Origin of the sequence: Mesorhizobium sp. AR02, from assembly GCF_024746835.1 — a bacterium.
In the GTDB taxonomy this organism is placed as follows: domain Bacteria; phylum Pseudomonadota; class Alphaproteobacteria; order Rhizobiales; family Rhizobiaceae; genus Mesorhizobium.
The window spans coordinates 6,121,181-6,141,549 of record NZ_CP080531.1; the positions used below are offsets into that span (position 1 = coordinate 6,121,181).

Below are 20,369 nucleotides of genomic sequence, written 5' to 3' on the forward strand. Positions count from 1 at the left end.
GCGTTCCAGATTCGAATAGCGTTGCGACTGCATCTCAAAGCCGAGCATTTGACAACCAGTCTGCTGCCTGGCACTCCTGACCTTGGTCTCTCGAACCGGAGTTGAGCCGACGCAAAATTCGTACGGTCTTCGGGCAACCCTTTGATGTTATTTCAGAAGTAGTCGCGACCGCAGAGCGAAAGAGGCTCGTGGAGCGAAGTTGCCTACTCAGCATCCGATTTGGCTGGGGTTCTTGAAAGCTTTTCGAACTTTTTGTCTTGCCCCTCCAGCCGAATTGTACCTACTTGCGAAAGAGATTGGGGTATCAGGACACGCAATAGAGCAAGCTTGATCGCGCAGGCTCTGGAACTGAACCCTCCTCGGAAAGCTCTTGTCCCGGGGCGGAAACCGCGGTCGGCAAGCCGCTACCACTTGAGTTGCGTAGGCGTGTTAGCAGTAAGCGCTCATTTCCCCGCACATTGACGGCCCTTGCAACAACTGATCGCTTTCAGACGGACGCGTCGGGTCAGGCTGCGGCGGCTTTGAGGAAGTTGAAGGGCAGGAGATCGTCGATAGCCACGTTCTCGGGGCGCTGAGGCAGTTCAGTGAGGACGTGGCGCAACCACGCTAACGGCTCGACGCCACAGGCGCGGCAGGTTAACATCAGGCTGTAGACGATGGCGCTGGCCTTGGCTCCGTCGACAGTATCGCTGAACAACCAACTCTTCCTGCCAGTTGCAAAAATCCTGATGTCGCGCTCCAGAAGATTGTTGTCGATCGGCATGCTGCCGTCCTCGGTGTAACGCGTCAGATATCCCCATTGGTTCAGGGTGTAGGAGACGGCGTCGCCGAGCTTGCTGTCCGGCAAGACTTTTGGGGCGATGTCGTCGAGCCATGCCTTGAGAGCATGGAGGATGGGGACACTATGTTGCTGGCGGAAGCGGCGAATGCAGTGATCTCGCGTTTCGCCGTCATCGGGGATTTCGTTCCGCGCCTGCCTTTCAACTCGGTAGAGCTGTTCGAAGAACCGGAGTGCCTGTTCCGGCGGCCCGCCGCCTTTCTTCCTCGCCTTTAGGGCATCGACGAAGCGCCGCCTGGAATGGGCCATGCATCCAAGATGCGTTGCCCCTTCCAGCGTGCGCCAGGCGGAATAGCCGTCGCTCATCACGATGCCGCGGTAATCGCCGAGGAAGGCCTGCGGGTGTATCTGGCCGCGGCCCGGCTGATATTCGAGCAGCACGATCGGCTCGTCACTGTCCTGGCCGCTCCGGTATGCCCACATGTACGAGGTGCTGGCGGCCTCTCTGTCCATTTCCTTCAGCACCTGGACCGTGGTCTCGTCACCATGGATGAGGGGCTGCGATCTGAGCCGCAGCTTCAGCGCGTCATAGATGCGGGAGAGATGCTTTTCGCTCGAGCCGATCACCCAGTGGCCCAGAGCGCCTCGGCTGACAGGAACGCCGGCGCGCTCGAATGCCTGCGCCAGGCGGTAGAGCGGTGTGCCGTCGACATACTTATGAACGAGCGCGAAGGCCAGCGTCGAGGCCGTAGCGATGCTGCCCGGCAAAGGTTGCGTGGGCATCGGCGCGGTCACGACCGGCGTGCTGATCCCGGTGCGGTCGCAATGACGGCAAGCATATTTGAACCGCACATTCTGCAGGACCTTCGCCTTCACCTCGATATGAAGTTGCTCGGTAACGGTCTCGCCCATGCGATGCATCTGGTGACGGCAGCAAGGACAAGCCTTCTGGGCGTCGGGAAGGTCATACTCGACACGCTCGCGCGGCAGGTTTTCCGGCAAGGCCTTGCGGCCGCGCTTCTTTCCCGTCGCCCCTTCGCTCGCCGGCAAGCCCGTGTCCGGCAGGACAACGACATCGCCATCTTCGTTGTCGGCGGCGTCCTCATCCGCGGCCTGTTCGGCTTCATTGAAGAGGCGGTCAATGTGTTTTTCACTGCGCGGCGCAAAACGATGCAGTCGTGCAAGCGCCAGCTCTTCCTCGAGTTTGACGACGCGTTCGGTGAGTTGACGGTTCTCCGCCCGAAGCGCAGCAATACGCGCCATCAACTCTTCAACAGTCGGTTCGCCGGGTCGATTCATCAGATTCTTGAATCGAAAGCATGCCGGCGCGTCAATCGCTCAATTCGAGAGCCCTCAACCGGCAACCTGATATTGCCGCACCGGATGGCGGACCATCGCATCGATATCGATGCCGTCGAGGATCCAGTGCAATTGCTCGGTCGTAAGCGTGACCACCGCTGCCTCCCGGCGCGGCCACCGGAACTTGTCCTCGGTCAGCCGCTTCAGGACCAGCACGAAGCCGGACCGGTCAAAGAACAAGAGCTTCATCCGGTCGCGACGGCGATTGCAGAAGGCAAAAACCGCTGGAGCAAACGGATCGAGCGCCATCGTCTCTTGGACCAGAACCGCAAGGCTGTTGATGCCGGCCCGGAAGTCGATCGGCTCGCGGTGCAGGTAGACTTTCAGGTCAGCGCCCAGTCTGAACATGACCCAGTGCTCCGATGGTCGCCGTCAATGCATCCACATCACCGCATTCCAGCGTCAACTTCACGCCGTTCGGCAGTGACGCGCTCACCTTGGCTGGAGAGGAAAAAAGCGCAGCCCTTTTGGCTTCCGACCCATGCACTTCATCACAGGTCGCCGGCAAATCCACCGCAGCCATGCTGCTCTGTCGCAGCAAGACCCGATCGGAAGTGCTTTCAATCTGAACCGGGATGAACGCCGGTGATGAGGACGGCGGGAGGGACTGGGTCTCAGTGCGCTTCTTTATCCACTTCCGAAGAAGGTTCGCATTGACCCCATGTTCGAGCGCAAGCCTCGATACCGACACGCCAGGCTCAAGGCAGGCCGAGACAAGACGGTCCTTCGATGCAGGGTCGTATCGGCGTCGCCCGTTCCGACCAACAAGCCTTACCTGCAATTTCTGATCATCTTCTTCCATCACAAGGTGTCCACCTATTTGGGTGGACACCTCATGCATCAGAGCACTCAACAGCAAAAGGTGCGGGGAAATTCGCGCTTACTGTTAGCACTCGTTTCCGGTCTCGATGATCGCAATGATATGTGAGACGGTCGAGGAGCGCTGTCGTCATCTTGGCATCGCCGAAGACGGCAAGGTATGTTCAATCCTGTGTGATTGTCACCGCACCCGCAACCTGACCAGCTCTCTGTCACTGGCGGACCTGATAGGCGAGCGGCCGTTGGCCGGCCGCTCCCTGTGTTAAGCCTAATTACTTGACTGGTGCACCGCGCCCGTACGTCAACATCACGAACGTGTCCGGAAATATCTTGTTGGGATAGAAGGGCGAAATGGCAGCCAGATTCTTCTTGGAAGGATCGACAGTGTAATCAGCCGTCATGCCATAGATCAGCTTTGTTTCTGTATCGAGCCGCATTACGCGCATACCTGCACGGGTCGAGAAAGCCTCGCTCAAGCTATATTTGTCCCCATCGCCCTGCTTGTAGACGACGACATTGGCGTCCAGACCGTTGGCTGTATAGATGAGCTTTGTCGCGGGATCGAAGATCACGTCGTCAACGCCGCGTCCAATCGGCGCGCTCGCAACGGTTTTGCCGCTGGCGCCGTCGACAACCACGAGCTGCGGGTTCGTTTGCTTACCACGGCAGCCCAGAAACAGCCGATCGGTGGCTGCGTCATAGTCTGCTCCCGACGGCTCCGTGCATTTTTCTGAAACGTCCCAATGCGCGACGATTTTCTTGGCCCTCAAATCGATTTTGTAAACAGCGCTCTTATCGCGCAGCGGTAAGTACAAGTTACCTTTGCCATCGAGGGTAGGGCGTTCAAGCTGATCGCCTTCAACCTCGATGGTAGTCGCCAGTTTCATCGTAGCGGCATCGACCAGCAGTTCCCTTGAATTGTCGGCCTGCTGATAGGCGAGGATGTTTGTACCCTCGTCATAGACCACGCCGTCAAAATTGTCGCCGAAGCTGATCCGGTCGACAGGTGAAAAATCCGACAGCTTGAAGACTGAAGTTGAGCCGTCCGTGTTAGCAGTGAAACCGCGGTCGAGCTTTGGCGCGAAGGCCACAGAGCCGGTTCCTTTAGCGTTGGCGACATTTGCAACGACTTTGCCGTTGTTAGCGTCGACGACTGTCAGGCAGTCGACCCGGCGACTGAGATAAACGAGTTTCTTGGTTTGATCGAAATCGATGTGGTCCCAGGATGTACCGCTGCCACCTAACTCGACAACGGATTGCAACTGATAGAATTTCTGCGGATCCTGCGCCTGTGCGCCACATGTGGCACTAAAAACGATAGCGGCGACCGCCAGCGTTGCACGTATTGGCTTGGATAGCATCGTGAGTCTCCTCCCATGAGAACGTCATTTTCGACAACAGGCATTCATCTCTGTTCGTCGCCTCCATCTCCAAGCACATTGTGTGCCAATAAGCGTAGTGTCGTGGCCTCTGGTCTATGTTGTTGATAAGGCAGTATTTTTGCCGAAGCGACGATCGCCAAAAAGGCCCGTTTGTGTGGAAATCCGCACCGCCCGATTCCTTTTTGGCTGGGTTTCCACACAAACGGGCCTTCGTGGTTGGCTGATCTGCCGTTGCTTGGTGATACGCTTGGCTTCTCACGGATTCTGATCGTTATGGAAGGCGCCATCGACGACGAGATTGCCCTGCGCTATGAGACGAGCTTGCAAGGCCTTGATCTAGTGGGCAAATAATCGCCGCTCTTGCACCTGAATGTCGACTACCCCCTCGACGCGCATATCCGCATTCACCGCTTGCACAGTCGAGCCACCAGGCCGCGAAAGCCGAATGGCAACCAAACCGGTTGAATATCGATCTGATCCGACGCAAATGCGCTCTTACTCAAGAAATCCTCCAGTCCTTTCCGATCAAATGTTTGCCGGGTTTCAGGACCAATGAATTGCAACGTTCTCATAGAGGAGCAGTCCGTCGCATAGATCGACATTGTTCCGCCCGGGCGTAGAACCCTGTGGGCTTCCGCAAGGGCGGTTCCGATCGGCGAACAGAAATAGATCACGTTGACGGCTAGAACCTTGTCAACTGAGGCGCTCTCCAGGGGGAGCCGCTCAAAGGTGCCCTGGATCAGTTTCAGCTTTCTATGGTGAATTGCTGCTCGATTTCGAGCGTAGGCCTGACGAACCATCGTCGGCGACCGATCCACCCCGGTAACCGTGCCGCTCCGCACAAGTTTGGCCATTTTCTTGAGCGCCCAGCCCGGCCCAAATCCTATTTCGAGCACGTCATCCTGTTCGGCGATGTCCAAGAGTTCGATGGCCCGCCTGTTAGGCAGGTGGTTTATCAGGCCCATGACTGCACCGGTCAAACGCCCGCACATGCCCTCCGGCATGGAAAACTGCTGCGCGATAAAGTTATGCAGGCCCAGGGAGCCTTTGTTATCGAGTGTCTCGATGACCGACGCTTGCGGTGGTGCGAGACGGGTTTGGCGGCTAATCGCACCTTGAAAGGTGAGGCCTCCGTCCCCGCTGCATCCATCGGTCCTCGGAACCAATGGTCTTACCGGCGATTCCCGCGGTTTTTCATCTAACATTCGTCGTTGCTTTTTATGCGTTCGATACCCAGGGACGCCAGTTCGGTGTGGCGCGTCCGAAACGCACTTGCTGAAATGGCGCGACGACAGCGATCGTTGCAGCCGCAGACGCGCTCACAGCATTACGACCGACCAACGATCGTGTAGGACGTTTCGATGGTCGGGGGAACACGGGACCGATCAGCCGAGCCATTTCGAGTGGAGGGAGAAGCGAGATCGCCGCAATTGCGTTGCCGACGAATCTTCTGCATTGCCACCAGGAAGCGCGAGTGCCAAAAAACAAACGATGGCAACAATCGGCACCGCGATGACTGCAAGCGCCACGCCTAAAACGAGCGCGGACGCAATCCAGAAGGTTTCAGCGATCCTGTTCATTGAGATGACACCGTTGTCCCCCGAAGCGATGGGCCATTGATATTTCCCGCGCATTGCCGCTCGCATTCATATTCGTAAGGTGCCGTCGTGCCTTGTGTGTCAGGCAAGAATGGGCAGTGGAGGCTTTCGCCGGCCTACGATTTACCCTTTTCGTCAGGTCCGGGAGGTCAGCACAGCGCAGCGATCGCAGAAGCGGGACTCTCGAAATCCCGAATCAAGGAACTTGATCGGCTTCCGAACGTGGACAGGGCCGGCACAAGTGCTACGCCGTAGTGAATCCCGCGACGGTCTTGTTGTTTGCGAACCGCTACGTCTGCGCCGTAGTAACGAAGATGGATACCTTCGGGCGGCGGTCGCTTCGAGCCACGACGTTGAACCGCTCAAGGGCTCAGGCGGCCGGCTGGATGTTCTGGTTCACCCTGAAGAGGTTGGTCGGGTCGTATGTCTTCTTCAACGCAGCGAGGCGGGCGTAGTTGTCGCCATAGGCAGCCTTGAGTCTTGCATCCCCTTCGTCATCCATCATGAAGTTCGGGTAAGCGCCGCCCAGGTCGAACGGATGCACCGCCTCCCAATAGGCCTTGGTCCAGCGCGTCACCGGTCCCGCTCTCTGCGGGTTCGGATCGATCCCCGCAATGACCATCGACCACGTGGCATCGCGGCAATTCCAGGCCGTGTCTCCCTTGCCGACGCGATGGACGGCGCCGTCGATTGGATAGAGATGCATGAGCGATAGCTCGCTCGGCGCCTTCGCCGCCTGCTCGATATGGGCGTCGATCGCCGCGTCAGACAGAGTCTTGACGAAATCGCCCCGCCAATACCACTGCATTCCCTTCGGGTAGAGCCCATCGAACATGCACTGCACGGCTGGATAGGGCATCGTTCCCATCCAGTTGAACCAGGGCGCGGGGAGCGAATCGATTAGCGGGGCCAGCGCCTCTCTGCCCTTTTCCTCCGGACCGCTGTAGCAACACATCAGGAGACACATCCGCTTTCCCCAAAACTCTTCCGGGAACGGCGCGCTCGAAAGGATCGTCTTGAGCCCGAGGAAGATCCCGAGTTCCTCGGGCGCGCCCGGCAGGAACTCGCGATAACGCTGCATGATGGTGCGAGCGTGCTGCTGATCCCATGCGATCGGTCCCGCAAAGACCATATTGACCGGATGGAGCTGGAACACAAAACTGGTGACGACGCCGAAATTGCCGCCACCGCCGCGAAGCGCCCAGAACAGGTTGGGGTTCCGGTCCTTGCTGGCGGTGACGAAGCTTCCGTCGGCAAGCACGACATCGGCCTCGATCAGATTGTCGATGGTCAGGCCGTATTTGCGCGTCAGGTAGCCGTGGCCGCCACTCAGCGTCAGTCCGGCGACGCCGGTGGTCGAGATGATGCCCGCCGGTACGGCCAATCCAAAGGCGTGGGTGGCGTGGTCGACGTCGCCCTGGGTGCAGCCCGCGCCGACCCGCGCCGTACGGACGTCTGGATCGACGCGCACGCCGTTCATCGCCGACAGGTCGATCACCAGACCGTCATCGCAGCTCCCTAATCCCGGTCCGTTGTGGCCACCGCCACGCACCGCGACCAGCAAATTGTTGTCGCGGCCGAAATTCACCGCTGCGATCACGTCGGCGACATCGACACAGCGGGCGATCAGCAACGGTCGCTTGTCGATCATCCCGTTGTAGAGCTTGCGCGCGTCGTCGTAGCCGGCATCGCCGCGCTCAACCAGCGTACCCCGCAGGTTGGCTCGCAATTTGGCGTTGGACTCGTCTTTCATGGTCTCCTCCTGATCTATGGACGACTGGATTCGAGGTGTCGGGCGCATACTCCCGTTCCGCTCGTCGCGCGGAACCAGGACAGCCCATCACTGGCGCTGTGAGCCTGACCAGGGGCACAAACTGCCTGACGGCAAAGGTCGCCGCATCGCCCGATCGATGGATGTCGGGCCGCTCTTTGCCGCGCCGTGCGCTTAAGCCCCTGCAGCCTGTGATTGTCCATGACGAACCTTGGGCACCCAGCCGCGCGTGCAATCGTTCCGGAAGGAGGGTAAGGTGAACATTGGAGTTGCCACCATGCGTGAAGCAGAAGAGCTTTCGCAGGTTATTGGTGACGTTTACGACGCGTCACTCGATCCGGCACTGTGGCAGGACGCCATCAAAAGCGTCTGCGGGTATATCGGCGCCGCCTCCGGAAGCCTGCATTCGCAAGACTCGATCAGCAGGGCCACGGATGCGTTGTTCTGGTGGGGTGACCCGTCCAGCGCTCCTCACTATTTCAAGACCTATCTGGAAACGTACGGCAAGATCAATCCGATCTTTCCCAGCGTGATTTTTTTCGACGTAGAGCGGCCGGTGGCTGTTCCCGACGTGATTTCGTGCGAGGAATTTGTTCGGACGCGTTTCTTTCGCGAGTGGCTCGCGCCGCAGAGCCTGACGGACGGCCTGTTCTCAAACCTGGAGAAGGGCGCCACAAGCTGTGCACTGTTTACCGCCATGCGCCACACGGCGCAGGGAGAAGTGGATGACCGCATGCGCAGGCGCTTCGAGCTGATTACGCCACACATTCGACGCTCCATGCTCATCGGCAAGGTGATCGATCTCCATCGCGTCGAGGCAGCGACGCTCGCCGACAGCCTCGACGAACTCGCTTCCGGCATGTTCATTGTGGAGTCGACTGGCCGTATCATCCATGCCAATGCCAGCGCGCATCGTCTGATCGCCGAAGCTGACGTACTGCGCGCCACGAACGGGCGGATAGCAGCGTTTGATCTCGAAGGCAGTCGCAAGTTGCTCGATGTGTTCATGGCAGCTCAATCAGGGGATGTGGCTCTCGGAAAGAGTGGCATCGCGCTGCCGCTGACAGCGCGTAGTGGTGAGCGCTATGTCGCACACGTGCTGCCGTTGACCTCCGGGAAACGTCGGAAGGCGGGCGTTTCCTATTCGGCGACGGCGGCGATGTTCATCCGCAAGGCCGCTTTGGACTTGCCTTCACCGCCGGAGGCGGTGGCCAGCCAGTTCAATCTGACGCCTGCGGAACTCCGGGTCCTCTTCGCCATCGTTCAGATTGGCGGTGTACCCGAAGTCGCCCCGGTGCTCGGCATATCGGACCAGACCGTCAAGAGCCATCTGCATCGCATCTACGAGAAGACAGCGACGAAGCGACAGGCGGATCTGGTAAAGCTGGTAGCGAGCTATTCGGGAAGGCCCTGACCCAATTCGGGTCGGATGCGCCGACGATTGGCCCACCGTCAAGATCACTGCGGGTTGTGACCGAAGCCGCTAACACCCGATGTCGGCGGCATGTCGCAGGCAGTTGCACGATACCGCTCTCCGAAGATGCCGGGAAGGAGGAAGGCACTCTCCTCAACGCCGTCTCGGCGTGTCTCCGAAGTCGAGAAACAGCTCAACAAGGGCAGCCAGGAACTGTCAAAAACTGTGGTAGTGATTGCTCGTTGGCACTGCCACTGCGCGCCGCTTTTTACGAGACAAACCCTTAACCCATCACCGCCTTCGCCCCTTTGCGTCCTTGTGTCTTGCTATTGTTGGTGCTCTCTTGCCATCCACAAGGGGACAAACCATGCCCAATCCGTCGCAACAGATGATGAGGCTAGGATTTGGATTCGCCATTTCACAGGCACTTCGCGTAATTATCGAACTCGGCATTCCCGATCTCCTCGCATTAAGCAATCGGTCGGTGGACGAACTGGCGGCTTCCACTCAGTCCGATGCTGACGCGCTATATCGCGTAGTCCGGCTTCTCGCCTCTGAAGGTGTCTTTCAGGAAGTATCACCTCGCCATTTCGAGTTGACGGATGTTGGGGCCGTGCTGCGCTCCGATCGGCGGGGTCCTCGTGACTTCGTGCGGATGATCAACAGCGAGGCTTATCTTGCGTTCGAGCAGCTCCTGTACTCTGTCCGCACTGGAAAGCCAGCATTCGATAAAGTGTTTGGGAGCCCGAGGTTTGACTGGCTTTCGGAACACCCGGAGCAGGCGGCCTTGTTTCAGCGCGCCATGGTCGCCTTGGGCGAAGGTGGCAACGAAGCCGTTGCCGAGGCGTATGACTTCCTGCCATTCAAGCGGATCGTCGACGTGGGTGGTGGGCATGGTCAGCTTCTCTCGGCGATACTGGCCCGCAACCCCCATTTGAGCGGCGTGCTTTTCGATCTGCCTTCGGGCGTTGCGGCTGCCCGTCAAGGCGCAGGAGGTGATCTGCCGCGCACCGAATTTATCGCAGGCGATTTCTTTGAAAGTGTTCCCATTGGTGACGTTTACGTCGTCAAGAAGGTCGTTCACGATTGGGACGATGGGCGTGCGGCGGTGATCCTGAGAAATTGCCGCAAGGCAATGCTGCCGAACGGAAAGGTGCTTGTGGCGGAGACGCTGGTGCCGCCTGGTGACGAACCGGACCAAATTAAGGCTATCGACGTAGTCATGCTCGCTGTCACTGGTGGTCGGGAGCGAACGCAGGTCGAATATGTAAGCGTGTTCGACGCCGCTGGACTACATTTTGAACGAGTAATTCAGACCCGAGGCGCCATTTCCATCCTTGAAACGTCTGCCGCCTAACCAAAGACGATCTCGCGATGAGCCCAGATCCCGGAACGTCGCCGTGCAGATATGGCCATCTTTTCCGTGAGGGCTGGGAAATCGCGTTGCGGAGTGAAAAGTCGGGCGTCGTGGACATATCCAATGTGGATTGTAGAAAGGAAACGGACTATTTGGCTGTTTGGCGGAATGGGTAAATCACACGGCTTTAGCAGGCTGTTGAAGAAGTCCATTTGCGAGCGACGAAGTCTGCTTCGTCGCCGCTACGTGTGAGTGCGAAGTGCCGAGCAAGCTTGTCGAACAGCAAGGCATCGTGGCCGGTGCCGCTCTCCTCGTAGCGTCTGGAGCAGCAGTCCAGCGCGAAACGGGTGACGAGCGGGAATGCCGAACTCGACAAGTTTCAGCGCACCTAACGTGTTGACCGGAGTTAGAAGACTGGCCCCACGATTGTGAGCAAATTGTCGAATACGACACGCGCTTTCGATCGCGATTGAACTTCTTCGAGTGAAACGAGGGTTGAGCTTACAATATAGCTTTCTTGTCTTTCGCGAACCGCGCGCGAGACGTCGTCTGAATAGAGAAGAATGTTATTCTCGAAATTCAGGTAAAGGCTCCTAAAGTCCATATTGGCAGAGCCGACAAGGGTAACGCTTCTGTCCACCACCAATGTCTTCGCGTGGAGAAGCCCACCATGATACTCGCGCAGGGTGACGCCCGCCGCGAGCAGTTCAGCATAGTGCGCTCTGCTGATCGCGGCGACGATCGCAGAGTCGTTTCGTGCGGGCAGGATGAGCGTTATGTCTACCCCGCGCCGGCCACAGGACAGTATGGCGGCGAGTAGCGGCAAATCGGGGACGAAATAAGGGGTGGAGATAACTGCTTCCCGCTCTGCGCTGTTAAGAAGCGCCACGAAGGCATCCGACATCGAGCCCTTCGGCGACATGGGACCAGTGCCAAATGCGATTGCCGGAAAACCGTCAGATTTGACCGGGGGAAGTGGTGCATCCAATATGGCTGAGAGGTCCTCGCCATATTCGATGGTCCAATCGCTTGCGAAGAGAAACTGGTTCTGACGGGCGACCGGGCCCTCGAATCGAAGCATGATGTCGACCCAAGGCGCAAACTTCGGCTCGATACGAAATTCCGGGTCTGCGCAATTCTGGCTTCCGCAATATGTGATCTGATTGTCTACGACGACGATCTTGCGGTGGTTGCGCAGGTCGGGCCGACTTATCGATTGCAGCGACATTCCTACCGACGACTTGAGCGAAACACATAACTTCGCTCCGCCCGCTTCCATCGCCGCCCAGTATTCGGAACGAATGAGATCACGTGAGCCGACAGCATCTACGACAACACGACACACCACGCCCCGTGACGCTGCACGTTTCAACGCTTCAACGATTTTCAAGCCGCTATTGTCGGTGAGCCAGATGTAGAAGGAGATATGGATTGTCTCCTGAGCCTTGTCGAAGTCGGATACCATCGCATCGATGGCGCCGTTCGAATCCGCAGTGAGGGTCGCGTGATTGCCACCCACGACAGGACATCCGCTAATGTGCTCACAGGTCGCAAAAGCAGATCGAAATCGATCAGCCACGGTCGCAGAAGCGGAATTTGCTGCGATCGCGTGGGTCCACTCGTGTTTCTTGAACGCTCCATCTGCCTGTCGTCGAAATCGTCTTGCGATCCATGGCTCCCCGAAAAATAAATACAATATAACACCGAATACCGGTAAGAATAAAATTACAATAATCCAGGCTAGACGGGCGTTTGAATTTGTATAATTGTTGATAATCATTCCGACAATTGTCGAAAACTGAATTAGAATTAGTATAGATAGCCAAATCGAATAGTGCAACATGATACTAATTTCCTCTTCCCGAGGCGCCCCGCAGAACGCCTCTCTTCGTCTTGGCGGACCTCCCCTGCGCCCGGTGCTGCGCGAATAGGGGTAACCTCCCTGGCACTATGCACTTTGGTTAGCTTAAGAGCTCGAGCGAGTTGTTGGGCTCCGCGCGTACGCGGTCAGCCAATCTGAATAGTGCGGCCTATACCATTTTGTTCAAAACGGTCGGAACGGCGCGTCGCACAAAACAAAGCCTTGGCATTCGGTGGTGGGACGATCATTGGAACTCCGGGTCGAGACGGCGCATCGCATCGGCAAGGTCTTTCGTCAGCTTCACAAAGTCACTGTGGACATACCCCTCCTCGACAAGGCGGGACACAATATGGTCCGTAGCAAGGAAGCGATGATGGTACAGCCTTGGCCGCAGGATCGTCGCAAGGACGACCGACCGCCAGGTCTCGGACCTGACCGTAAAGCAGCCTGTTCCTCCGATCTCGATTGCGAGATGCTCGCGCACGCCGAGGGCGCGTAGCGCGGCAAGATCCTTGATACGGAGTTTCTGTTCGCCGGCGCTCCGGCGGGCTCGATCATATCCCTTGATCTTGCGCCTCGCGATTGAGGTCAGTCGTTCGGCCGCAGCGTCGGCGTCCTGTCGTTCGCGGAAACGCATTTCCTCCACTGCGAGTTCGATCCTTGCGTTGAACAGCCAGGTCCGCGGCGCGGCCGACAGATCACGTATCCATTTGCGCAGCACATTCTCGTGCAGGTCCAGATCCCGAGCCGCCTGCGCGACCGCAACATCTCGTTCCTTCACCAGCCTAACAGCCTCAAGCTTGAACTCGCGGCTGAACTCTCTTCTTTCCATGGGAAAGCTCCGGTTCCATCTTCAACACCTTAACTCGGTGTCCAGGAAACCGGCAGCAGGCCAAATCTTTTCCTCTCCGCAGGGGTGGGTTACAGCGATCTCGACGAAGAGATCCAGATCTCCAACCTGGAGATGGAGGTCCGGTATCACCTCGACATAGTCGCGGAATTCCAGCGTCGCACGATCGACGACGATCTCGCGCTCTTCGGCTATCAGGACACTTCATATCCGCCATGCGCGGCCAACTGGCGCGGAATGGTGAGCCGCAACTCGGATTGGACGATCTCCTTGCAAAGAAGATGAAGCGAGGTCTCCGGGCCGCCGCCGCAAGCAGGGCCGCGGTGAGCGAAGTGCGCCTTCAGGTCATCCTTTAGGTTTGCGACTAGTGCCGCCTTGCAGTGCGGGCAGATCAGACCGCAAGCCAGGCCGCGACTTGTCTTCGAGATGTGGATTAGCTTGCCAGTTTCGGGATCCCGGCCGTAGACAAGGCGCGCGCTGTCGCTGCCGAACTGCCGGCGGATCTCGGGTTCATCGTGGCCCTGATAGATCGACATTGGCGGACAATAGCAGGCGCGACATGAAACGATAACGCTTCGGCAGTGCGATCCCCCTTCCCGCAATCATCGAAATCGCTGAGCAGGGATATTGATCGAGTCGTTTCGCCATCGGGAATGAGTAGGTTGAAAGTCTTGTGCACAGTGTTAGCCTGCCGCGATTGAACGGGACGAGTCTAAAGGTGCTCGTTGCAGTTTTTTAGCTCGCTCGATTGATATGCTGCTGCGCCAGCTCGCCCATGGGCAGAGGCTGGACTGGACAGGTTGAGCTATATCCACCTACTTATGTGCGTGCCAACCTCCTGGAATTCACGCATAATTTTGCATTCCATGGTCCCCCGGCAGGCCCGCACCTGCATCGACACGAATGCATATGCGTCGGCGGGCTGACTTGCGGGCAACACTGCGTCAACTCTCTCGACGAGTGCCTCGCGCATTTAACGCAAGGTACATTCGTGATCTATGAGGTGCTCAGCTGCCGACCTGCCCCAATCAGCCAGGATGTAAAAGCCCGGCCTCGCATCGGCTAGTTCAGCGCCCACGACGACCACATTTAACCGATACATAGCGCGTCGCGCTTGCGGTAACCCGGCAGCAATGATGCCGATCACATTAGTGGTTTCCAAATCCGGCTTTTCCACTGCCTTGATCCAGTAGCGCTGGCCCATCAACGCCAGAGGAAACAGGTGCCAGGGTCCCTCTTTCTTCGGTCCATCCAAGGCAAGTTTCTTTTCAACCGGCGCCGCGAGGCAATCGATATGGATGTGGAACTGATCCTGGGACCGCTCAGTTCTAGAATTCACTGCCAGGGCAATGGCCGATCGTGGCAGATGACGTCCGAGTGTCGCTGAGACTTTGCTTCGCGCTTCCCATGCTCGATTCCAAAGTTGGGAACTGTCCAAGGAACGGACGGAGGGGCTCTCTACGCCCGCAATAGGCGTAAGCGGGGTCAGCAGAAACTCAGTCCGGTATAGGGGCGATTTGATAAGCGCCGACCCAGATACCCCTCGTCTGGGCAGGATCACGTCCTCACAGGGGAAGGCGACGCCAAAACGCACACTTGCAAGGACACAAATCTGCACAACCTGCCATAACGCTTTGCGGTGCACGTAAGCATAGCCGACGGTAGTGGCGGACACAGTCACCAACAATGTCACTAGCGCCCGAAGAACCCTATACTTGGCGAAAAAGCCCCGCAAACGGCGTTCCCCCTCCACACAGTTTACCCAGGGTGGCGTGAGAATTTCGAAGGGTCTGGTTCAGGTCATCATACAAACGCAGGACGCGTTCTCGACAGAGCAAGTTGATCTGCGCGCGGGTATGAGACACGCATTTCCGGAGAATTCGTCCGTTCCGAAAGCCAGTGCGCGCCTAGGCTTGCGCTTGCGGTTGCGAGTCGTTCGAGACACGGTCGAGATCATCGACCTGCCCCCATTTGGCGACCAACCCGAGCGGTGCCGCCGCCCATTGCGCTGATCTTGCTAAGTGCCTTTACGCAAGCCACCACATCGGCGCCCGCCGATAGAGAGACGACGTCCGACAACGCCTCCGGGTTCGCGGGGTCAAACGTCCGGATGATCGTACTGCCGGCGTCCTTGAAGACGGCTTTATAGACGACGGCATCATCCAAATAGATGTCAGGGAAGCGTCCTGCTGCGTGTATGATGGTGGCGGTATGGAGGGAAGTAAACTTGCAACGATCGGCGGCCTGTCCAATCTGCCGGACCAATGCCGGTCCGGTGGCGATGCGCGAAGGGGAGTATAGCGGCCGGCAGTGCTCGTGCGGTGTCATCTATATCGATCCGTTTCCGGCCCATCCGGCGGACCCGGCGATCGATCATCACCACCGCGTCTACTATTCCGCGCCAGCGCGTGCGCGGGTCGGCTGGGTGAAGGCATTCACCCAGCGTGGACGACTGCTTGAGATTGGCTGCGGTGACGGCGAGTTCACCGCGGCTGCGATCCGGGCCGGTTTCACGGTCGAGGCGGTCGAGCCGTCAGACGAACGCGCCGCACGCGTCGAACGCGCGCTGGGTATCATGGTCGAGCGCGCGCTGATTGAGGACAGCCGTCTGCCCGAGGGGCGCTATGACACCAGCTTCCATGTCGATCTGCTGAGCCACTTCCCCGATCCGGTGGCGGCGCTGAGGGCGATCGCGGCCAAGGTGGCGCCGGGCGGCACGATCTGCTTCGAGGTCGGGCTGTTTTCCAACCTGTCGCCCTTCTGGCAACGGCTTGCCGGGCGGCCGAACATGCCGACGCATCTGTGGTTCTTCGATGCGCCGGCGATCGAGCGGTTGCTGGACGCAGCCGGGCTGAAGCTGATCGCGATGCGGCGCTATCCGGTAGGGCTGTCGACCGCGCTCAGTACGGTGCTGGGCAGCCGGCGCGTAGCAGCGGCACCGGGGAGCCACGCCCCTCTAGCGAAGGGCTGGGCGAGCGCGCCTTATTACCGGCTGCACATGTTCCTGCGCTACAGGATTGGCAGGTGGCTCTCGATGGGCGGCCCGCAGACCGCGTTCGTCGCCGCACGGCACAAGACCGACAGCGCATGACGCGCAAAGCACGCCGCATCGTCGTCGTCGTCACCGCGCTGCCGCGCTGGATTTCCGATTTCAACCAGGTCAGCACCGCGCTGGCCGAGGCGGGTCACGCCGTGGAAGTGTGGTCGCCGGCCGACAACGGGCTCGCCATCGCCGGCTGGGATTCCAAGCCGGCGATCGATGCCGCACGCGATGCACTGGCGCCAGGCATCGCGACGCGGACCATGCCGTTCTCGCGCAATCGCGGGCGGCCGAGCCTATTCCGGCTGGCACGCGCCAGTTTGATGGCGGCGCGCGCGGCGCTTTTTAGTCCGGGCAGTGTGTTCATCCTGTGGTCGGCGCTGTCGATCATGCTGGCCGGGCCGTGGGTCAGGCTCAGCAACCGGCATGCGGTCTGCCTGGTCACGGGACTCGGCTCGTCCTTCTCGGTGTCGCAGCGCAGCAGCCTGACGACGCGGCTGATCTGCATTGGCTATCGCTTCGTCTTCGCTAGCAGGCGCGCGATCGTCATCGTCCACAATCACGAGGACAAGGCCGAACTGATCACGCGCACCGGCGTCGCGGCGGATCGCGTGATCGTCACCGGCGGCTGCGGCGTCATGCCGGAGGACTTCCCCTACAAGGAAGCGCACGCGGTCGGCGCGCCGCCGACGATACTCGTTCCCGGGCGATTGCTGCGCGACAAGGGCGTGCTGGACGCGGCCGCCGCGTCGGGCATCCTGTCCGAACGGGCCGTGGCGCATCGCATGTTGTTCACCTCGAACCCGATGAGCGGCCGCGCCGACGCGCTGACGGAAGCGGAACTGGCGCGGGCGCGCTCCTTATCCCGATGTGTCGTTCATCGGGTTCCAGCCGAGCATCACCGCGCTGTATGCCAGGGCGGACATCGCCTGCATCCCATCTTGGTATCGCGAGGGATTGCAGACCGCCTTGCTCGAATCCGCATCCTCGGGGTGCCCTATCGTCGCGTGCGACAATGTCGGGGTGCGCGATTTCCTTCGGCCCGAAATCGACGGATTGGTCGTGCCGCCGCACGCGCCGGCGCGGCTGGCCGACGCGCTGGAGCGGATGATCCGCGAACCCGGCCTCGCCGAGCGGCTGCGGACCGCCGCTTATGCCCGCTTCCTGTCCGGCTTCACTCGGCAGCACATGGTGGAGACGACACTGGCAGCGATGCGCGGCACCGGCATCGAGACGCCGCTATGAGCCGTGACGCATGGACCGGTCTGATCATGGCGGGCGGACAGGGCGAGCGCATGGCGCGCTCCGGCGTAGTCGGGCGCAAGCCGCTGGTCGAGGTCGGCGGGGTCAGCCTGCTCGAGCGCAACATCTGGATGATGGCGCGTGGCGGATGCCGGCGCATCTTCGTCGCGCTGACCCGTGCTGATGCAACGCGTGAAGCGGACAGGATCGCCGATTTCGCCGCGCGCGCCGCCGGCATCGGCGTGGCAGTCGCGCCCTTGATCGAGGAGGTGCCGCAGGGCAATTTCGGCGCAGCGACGATGCTGTCGGGCCACGCCTGCGACGTGCTGGTGGTGTATGCCGACAATCTCACAACGCTCGATCTGGCGGCGCTGGCTGCCGCGCACCGTGCGTCCGGCGCGGCGATGACGCTGGCGGCGCATGACGAGCCGTTCCGCCTGCCCTATGGCGCGCTCGAGGTGGACGCGGACGATCCTGATCTGCTCACCGCCTATCGCGAGAAGCCGGTCTATCCGATCCTGGTCGGCAGCGGGCTGGCGGTGGTGACCGCTGCCGCGTTGAGCAGCTTGCCGCAGGGCACGCCGCTCGGCCTGGTCGATGCCGCCAACCGGTTGACGGCTGGTGGCGCGGCGGTGCGGCTTTATCGCCACCAGGCTTCATGGATCGACGTCAATGACGCCGCCAAGCTAGCCGCCGCTGAAGCCTTGCTCTTGGGCGATGCCGCGTTCGACGCATGGTGGCCGAGGGAAGTCGCGCGCGAGATCCGGGTCGCGGGCGGCAAAGTACGCTATGTCTGCGACGTGATGACGGAAGCCGGCGTGCTGCGGGTCCATGTCGGCGCGGCGGGTACGCTCAGCGGCGACGAGCTGCCAGAGCTGGTGCGCCGGCGCCTCGCCGCACGGGGGCAGGAGGCGTGATCGGCATCAGCGGCGCGAACGGCTTTATCGGCCGGGCGGTGCTGCGCCGGATCGGCACGGATGCGTGCGTGGCGCATGCCGGCCCGGTCGATGGGGAAGCGGGGGCGATCGACATTTGCGACCAGCCGGCGCTGGAGGCGTTGTTCGCCGGGATCGACACGGTCGTCCATCTTGCCGGGCCCAGTGCCGTCGCGGCCTCGTTCGACGCGCCGGCGGCATTCGCCCGCGCGCATGTGCTGGGCACGGCGACGTTGCTCGCCGCCGCCGAGCGGATCGGCGTGCGGCGCTTCGTCCATGTGTCGTCGGCCGAGGTCTATGGTCGCCCGGACACCGCGTGCGTATCGGAGAGCGCGCCGCTCCTGCCAGTCTCGCCTTATGGCGCGGCAAAGGCGGCGGCAGAGCAACTCGTCTCGGGTGCGGTGCGGCGAGGGGCGCTCGAGTCGGCAATCATTGTTCGGCCCTTCTCGGTCTACGGCCCGGGTATGCGCGCGAACGGGCTGGTCGGCCGGCTGGCGGCACAGGCGCGCCTGCGACAGCCGATGCGCGTCTTCTCGGCCGATACGACGCGCGATTACCTGTATGTCGACGATCTGGCGCGGGGATTGCTGATGGCCGCCGCGCGCGACGAACCGGGCCTCCTGACGCTCAACATGGCCTCCGGCACCGGGACCGACGTCGCCGCGCTCGCCACCGCCTTCGCGAGGATCGGCGGCGGGCCTGATGAGCTGATCGTCGAGGGGCAGGGCGACCGATCGTGCGCGTTCGACATCGCGCATCTCGTCGCCGACGTGTCGCTAGCGCGCGAGACGCTTGGCTGGCGGGCGGAGGTCGCGCTGGCCGATGGCGTGCGCGATTGCCTGGGTGAGATGGCGTGACGCGGACGATCCTGGTCACCGGCGCGCAAGGGTTCATCGGCCGCTATCTGGTGCGCGCTTTGTGCGATCGCGGCGATTGCCGGGTGGTAGGCGTCGGGCGTTCGCCGGGCAATGCGACACACTTCACGCACCACATCCATCCCGGCGGTCCCGAGCGCGCCGCGCCGCTGCCAAATGCTCTGGTGCCCGACGCGCCGAATTATGCCTATGTCGCCACCGACCTGTCGGATGCGGCGGCAGCGGCGCGGCTGATCGCGGAAACGGCGCCTGACATCGTTTTCCATCTTGCGGGATCGCTTCGCGACGAACCGTTCGATCGGCTGGTGACCAACAACATTGTTGTCACGCGCCATCTCTGCGATGCGCTGGCGGCGCATGGTGCGGTGCTGGTGCTGGGATCCTCGGGCTCGATCTATGGCGAACTGGGCAGTGGGGGCCTGCCGCTGGTCGAGACTGGCGCGACCGAGCCAATCGACCTGTACGCCGCGACCAAGCGCACCAGCGAGGACATCGTGCGGATCGAAACGCGCGCGGGGAGGATCGATGGCCGCGTGGCGCGCATCTTCAACGTCGTTGGTCCGGGCCAGGAGGAGCGCCATGTCGCCGGCCGCATCGCCAGCCAGATCGCCGAGCTGAGGGAGGGGCGCCGTAATGGCATCGCCCTCGGTCCGCTGACCGCGTGGCGCGACTTCATCGACGTGCGCGACGTGGCCAATGCGCTGGTCGCGATCGGCTTCGCCGGGGCCGGCGATATCTTCTATAACGTCGCCTCAGGGTGCGAGACGCAGATCGCCACCGTCTACTATCTGCTCGTCGCCGCGGCTGGGATTCCCGATCCCACGCGGACGCCATTGCCGGGGCGGGCAGTAGATATCGCGCGGCAGGTGGTCGATGTCAGCCGGTTGCGCGCGCTAGGCTGGCAGCCCCGTGTCGATCTTCCGAAGAGCCTGGGCGACGTGATACATTATTATCTCGAACTGGAGACCAAAGCGTGACGGAGGACACGCAGCGATCGCATGGCGCGCTGGGGCGATCGGTGAGGCAGTGGCCGATTCACTTAACTTGCTCGACATTGGCCTGGTCGTGATCGGCGGTGCGCTCGCCCA

General features: G+C 60.5%; 20 protein-coding genes and 2 pseudogenes. 9 read left to right on the plus strand and 13 right to left on the minus strand.

Going from position 1 to position 20,369, the window contains the following annotated elements; genetic code table 11:
- Positions 1-505: 505 nt before the first annotated feature.
- The 5 genes and pseudogenes from tnpC to DBIPINDM_RS33875 all read right to left on the minus strand — a co-directional run bounded on the left by tnpC (position 506) and on the right by DBIPINDM_RS33875 (position 4,317).
- Entirely contained in the window at positions 506-2,077 is a 1,572-nt protein-coding gene (gene tnpC, locus DBIPINDM_RS33855) for an IS66 family transposase (RefSeq protein ID WP_258581801.1), read from the minus strand.
- A gap of 54 nt (positions 2,078-2,131) precedes the next feature.
- A complete protein-coding gene (tnpB, locus tag DBIPINDM_RS33860) occupies positions 2,132-2,485 on the minus strand; it encodes an IS66 family insertion sequence element accessory protein TnpB (protein WP_014761846.1) in 354 nt (117 codons plus the stop codon).
- On the minus strand, positions 2,466-2,939 hold the full coding sequence (tnpA, locus tag DBIPINDM_RS33865) for an IS66-like element accessory protein TnpA (RefSeq protein WP_258580855.1): 474 nt from the start codon (positions 2,937-2,939) through the stop codon (positions 2,466-2,468). The genes tnpB and tnpA overlap by 20 nt, the downstream gene beginning before the upstream one ends.
- A gap of 84 nt (positions 2,940-3,023) precedes the next feature.
- A pseudogene (locus tag DBIPINDM_RS33870) lies at positions 3,024-3,111 on the minus strand (ATP-binding protein); the annotation flags it as partial.
- A gap of 117 nt (positions 3,112-3,228) precedes the next feature.
- Positions 3,229-4,317, minus strand: a complete 1,089-nt coding sequence (locus DBIPINDM_RS33875; RefSeq protein ID WP_258583293.1) for a YncE family protein — start codon at positions 4,315-4,317, stop codon at positions 3,229-3,231.
- Positions 4,318-4,554: 237 nt separating this feature from the next.
- Here DBIPINDM_RS33875 and DBIPINDM_RS33880 point away from each other — a divergent pair, with 237 nt between their 5' ends.
- Positions 4,555-4,689 carry a hypothetical protein gene (locus tag DBIPINDM_RS33880; protein WP_258583294.1) on the plus strand — a complete coding sequence of 45 codons (135 nt, stop codon included), beginning with the start codon at positions 4,555-4,557 and terminating at the stop codon, positions 4,687-4,689.
- A gap of 53 nt (positions 4,690-4,742) precedes the next feature.
- Here the strand turns inward: DBIPINDM_RS33880 and DBIPINDM_RS33885 are convergent, their stop codons facing one another.
- From DBIPINDM_RS33885 to DBIPINDM_RS33895, 3 genes are all read right to left on the minus strand, one after another.
- Positions 4,743-5,543 carry a class I SAM-dependent methyltransferase gene (locus DBIPINDM_RS33885; protein ID WP_258583295.1) on the minus strand — a complete coding sequence of 267 codons (801 nt, stop codon included), beginning with the start codon at positions 5,541-5,543 and terminating at the stop codon, positions 4,743-4,745.
- Positions 5,544-5,723: 180 nt separating this feature from the next.
- Positions 5,724-5,918, minus strand: a complete 195-nt coding sequence (locus tag DBIPINDM_RS33890; protein WP_258583296.1) for a hypothetical protein — start codon at positions 5,916-5,918, stop codon at positions 5,724-5,726.
- 388 nt (positions 5,919-6,306) lie between these two features.
- Entirely contained in the window at positions 6,307-7,689 is a 1,383-nt protein-coding gene (locus tag DBIPINDM_RS33895) for an FAD-binding oxidoreductase (protein ID WP_258583297.1), read from the minus strand.
- Between the two features lie 295 nt (positions 7,690-7,984).
- Between DBIPINDM_RS33895 and DBIPINDM_RS33900 the strand changes: the two genes are divergently transcribed.
- Positions 7,985-9,121, plus strand: coding sequence for a helix-turn-helix transcriptional regulator (locus DBIPINDM_RS33900; RefSeq protein ID WP_258583298.1), 1,137 nt, complete (start codon positions 7,985-7,987; stop codon positions 9,119-9,121).
- Positions 9,122-9,488: 367 nt separating this feature from the next.
- Positions 9,489-10,478 carry a methyltransferase gene (locus DBIPINDM_RS33905; protein ID WP_258583299.1) on the plus strand — a complete coding sequence of 330 codons (990 nt, stop codon included), beginning with the start codon at positions 9,489-9,491 and terminating at the stop codon, positions 10,476-10,478.
- A 406-nt stretch (positions 10,479-10,884) separates the two neighbouring features.
- Here the strand turns inward: DBIPINDM_RS33905 and cls are convergent, their stop codons facing one another.
- Complete coding sequence (gene cls, locus DBIPINDM_RS33910) at positions 10,885-12,321, minus strand: cardiolipin synthase (RefSeq protein WP_318036916.1); 1,437 nt, start codon at positions 12,319-12,321, stop codon at positions 10,885-10,887.
- Positions 12,322-13,021: 700 nt separating this feature from the next.
- Positions 13,022-13,171 (minus strand): annotated as a pseudogene (locus DBIPINDM_RS33915) (transposase); the annotation flags it as partial.
- Between the two features lie 84 nt (positions 13,172-13,255).
- Here DBIPINDM_RS33915 and DBIPINDM_RS33920 point away from each other — a divergent pair.
- Positions 13,256-13,474 (plus strand): hypothetical protein, encoded by a 219-nt coding sequence (locus tag DBIPINDM_RS33920; RefSeq protein ID WP_258583300.1) that lies wholly within the window; start codon positions 13,256-13,258, stop codon positions 13,472-13,474.
- Between the two features lie 688 nt (positions 13,475-14,162).
- Here the strand turns inward: DBIPINDM_RS33920 and DBIPINDM_RS33925 are convergent.
- Positions 14,163-14,942, minus strand: coding sequence for a CDP-diacylglycerol diphosphatase (locus DBIPINDM_RS33925; RefSeq protein ID WP_318036917.1), 780 nt, complete (start codon positions 14,940-14,942; stop codon positions 14,163-14,165).
- Between the two features lie 200 nt (positions 14,943-15,142).
- Positions 15,143-15,355 (minus strand): hypothetical protein, encoded by a 213-nt coding sequence (locus DBIPINDM_RS33930; protein WP_258583301.1) that lies wholly within the window; start codon positions 15,353-15,355, stop codon positions 15,143-15,145.
- A 61-nt stretch (positions 15,356-15,416) separates the two neighbouring features.
- On the opposite strand from DBIPINDM_RS33930, the gene DBIPINDM_RS33935 reads away from it, so the two are divergent.
- Positions 15,417-16,280 (plus strand): class I SAM-dependent methyltransferase, encoded by an 864-nt coding sequence (locus DBIPINDM_RS33935; protein WP_258583302.1) that lies wholly within the window; start codon positions 15,417-15,419, stop codon positions 16,278-16,280.
- A gap of 94 nt (positions 16,281-16,374) precedes the next feature.
- On the opposite strand, the gene DBIPINDM_RS33940 is transcribed toward DBIPINDM_RS33935, so the two are convergent.
- Positions 16,375-16,737, minus strand: coding sequence for a hypothetical protein (locus DBIPINDM_RS33940; RefSeq protein WP_258583303.1), 363 nt, complete (start codon positions 16,735-16,737; stop codon positions 16,375-16,377).
- A 362-nt stretch (positions 16,738-17,099) separates the two neighbouring features.
- On the opposite strand from DBIPINDM_RS33940, the gene DBIPINDM_RS33945 reads away from it, so the two are divergent.
- From DBIPINDM_RS33945 to DBIPINDM_RS33960, 4 genes are read left to right on the plus strand one after another with little or no spacing between them, the layout of a single operon-like run.
- Positions 17,100-17,474: a glycosyltransferase gene (locus tag DBIPINDM_RS33945; protein WP_258583304.1), complete on the plus strand. Its 375-nt coding sequence runs from the start codon at positions 17,100-17,102 to the stop codon at positions 17,472-17,474.
- 50 nt (positions 17,475-17,524) lie between these two features.
- Positions 17,525-18,388 (plus strand): sugar phosphate nucleotidyltransferase, encoded by an 864-nt coding sequence (locus DBIPINDM_RS33950; RefSeq protein WP_258589410.1) that lies wholly within the window; start codon positions 17,525-17,527, stop codon positions 18,386-18,388.
- Positions 18,385-19,263 (plus strand): NAD-dependent epimerase/dehydratase family protein, encoded by an 879-nt coding sequence (locus tag DBIPINDM_RS33955; protein ID WP_258583305.1) that lies wholly within the window; start codon positions 18,385-18,387, stop codon positions 19,261-19,263. The genes DBIPINDM_RS33950 and DBIPINDM_RS33955 overlap by 4 nt, the downstream gene beginning before the upstream one ends.
- Positions 19,260-20,258: an NAD-dependent epimerase/dehydratase family protein gene (locus tag DBIPINDM_RS33960; protein WP_258583306.1), complete on the plus strand. Its 999-nt coding sequence runs from the start codon at positions 19,260-19,262 to the stop codon at positions 20,256-20,258. Before DBIPINDM_RS33955 ends, DBIPINDM_RS33960 begins: the two co-directional genes overlap by 4 nt.
- Positions 20,259-20,369 lie beyond the last annotated feature (111 nt).

What these genes read in the sequence shown, in the direction of transcription:
- DBIPINDM_RS33940 (WP_258583303.1), bottom strand. Translation starts at nt 16,737, where the DNA reads ATGCAGATCAGCCGCGTCGTCAGGCTGCTGCGCTGCGACACCGAGAAG.
- DBIPINDM_RS33875 (WP_258583293.1), bottom strand. Translation starts at nt 4,317, where the DNA reads ATGCTATCCAAGCCAATACGTGCAACGCTGGCGGTCGCCGCTATCGTT.
- cls (WP_318036916.1), bottom strand. Translation starts at nt 12,321, where the DNA reads ATGTTGCACTATTCGATTTGGCTATCTATACTAATTCTAATTCAGTTT.
- tnpC (WP_258581801.1), bottom strand. Translation starts at nt 2,077, where the DNA reads ATGAATCGACCCGGCGAACCGACTGTTGAAGAGTTGATGGCGCGTATT.
- DBIPINDM_RS33950 (WP_258589410.1), top strand. Translation starts at nt 17,525, where the DNA reads ATGGCGCGCTCCGGCGTAGTCGGGCGCAAGCCGCTGGTCGAGGTCGGC.
- DBIPINDM_RS33900 (WP_258583298.1), top strand. Translation starts at nt 7,985, where the DNA reads ATGCGTGAAGCAGAAGAGCTTTCGCAGGTTATTGGTGACGTTTACGAC.
- DBIPINDM_RS33890 (WP_258583296.1), bottom strand. Translation starts at nt 5,918, where the DNA reads ATGAACAGGATCGCTGAAACCTTCTGGATTGCGTCCGCGCTCGTTTTA.
- tnpA (WP_258580855.1), bottom strand. Translation starts at nt 2,939, where the DNA reads ATGGAAGAAGATGATCAGAAATTGCAGGTAAGGCTTGTTGGTCGGAAC.
- DBIPINDM_RS33885 (WP_258583295.1), bottom strand. Translation starts at nt 5,543, where the DNA reads ATGTTAGATGAAAAACCGCGGGAATCGCCGGTAAGACCATTGGTTCCG.
- tnpB (WP_014761846.1), bottom strand. Translation starts at nt 2,485, where the DNA reads ATGTTCAGACTGGGCGCTGACCTGAAAGTCTACCTGCACCGCGAGCCG.
- DBIPINDM_RS33905 (WP_258583299.1), top strand. Translation starts at nt 9,489, where the DNA reads ATGCCCAATCCGTCGCAACAGATGATGAGGCTAGGATTTGGATTCGCC.
- DBIPINDM_RS33895 (WP_258583297.1), bottom strand. Translation starts at nt 7,689, where the DNA reads ATGAAAGACGAGTCCAACGCCAAATTGCGAGCCAACCTGCGGGGTACG.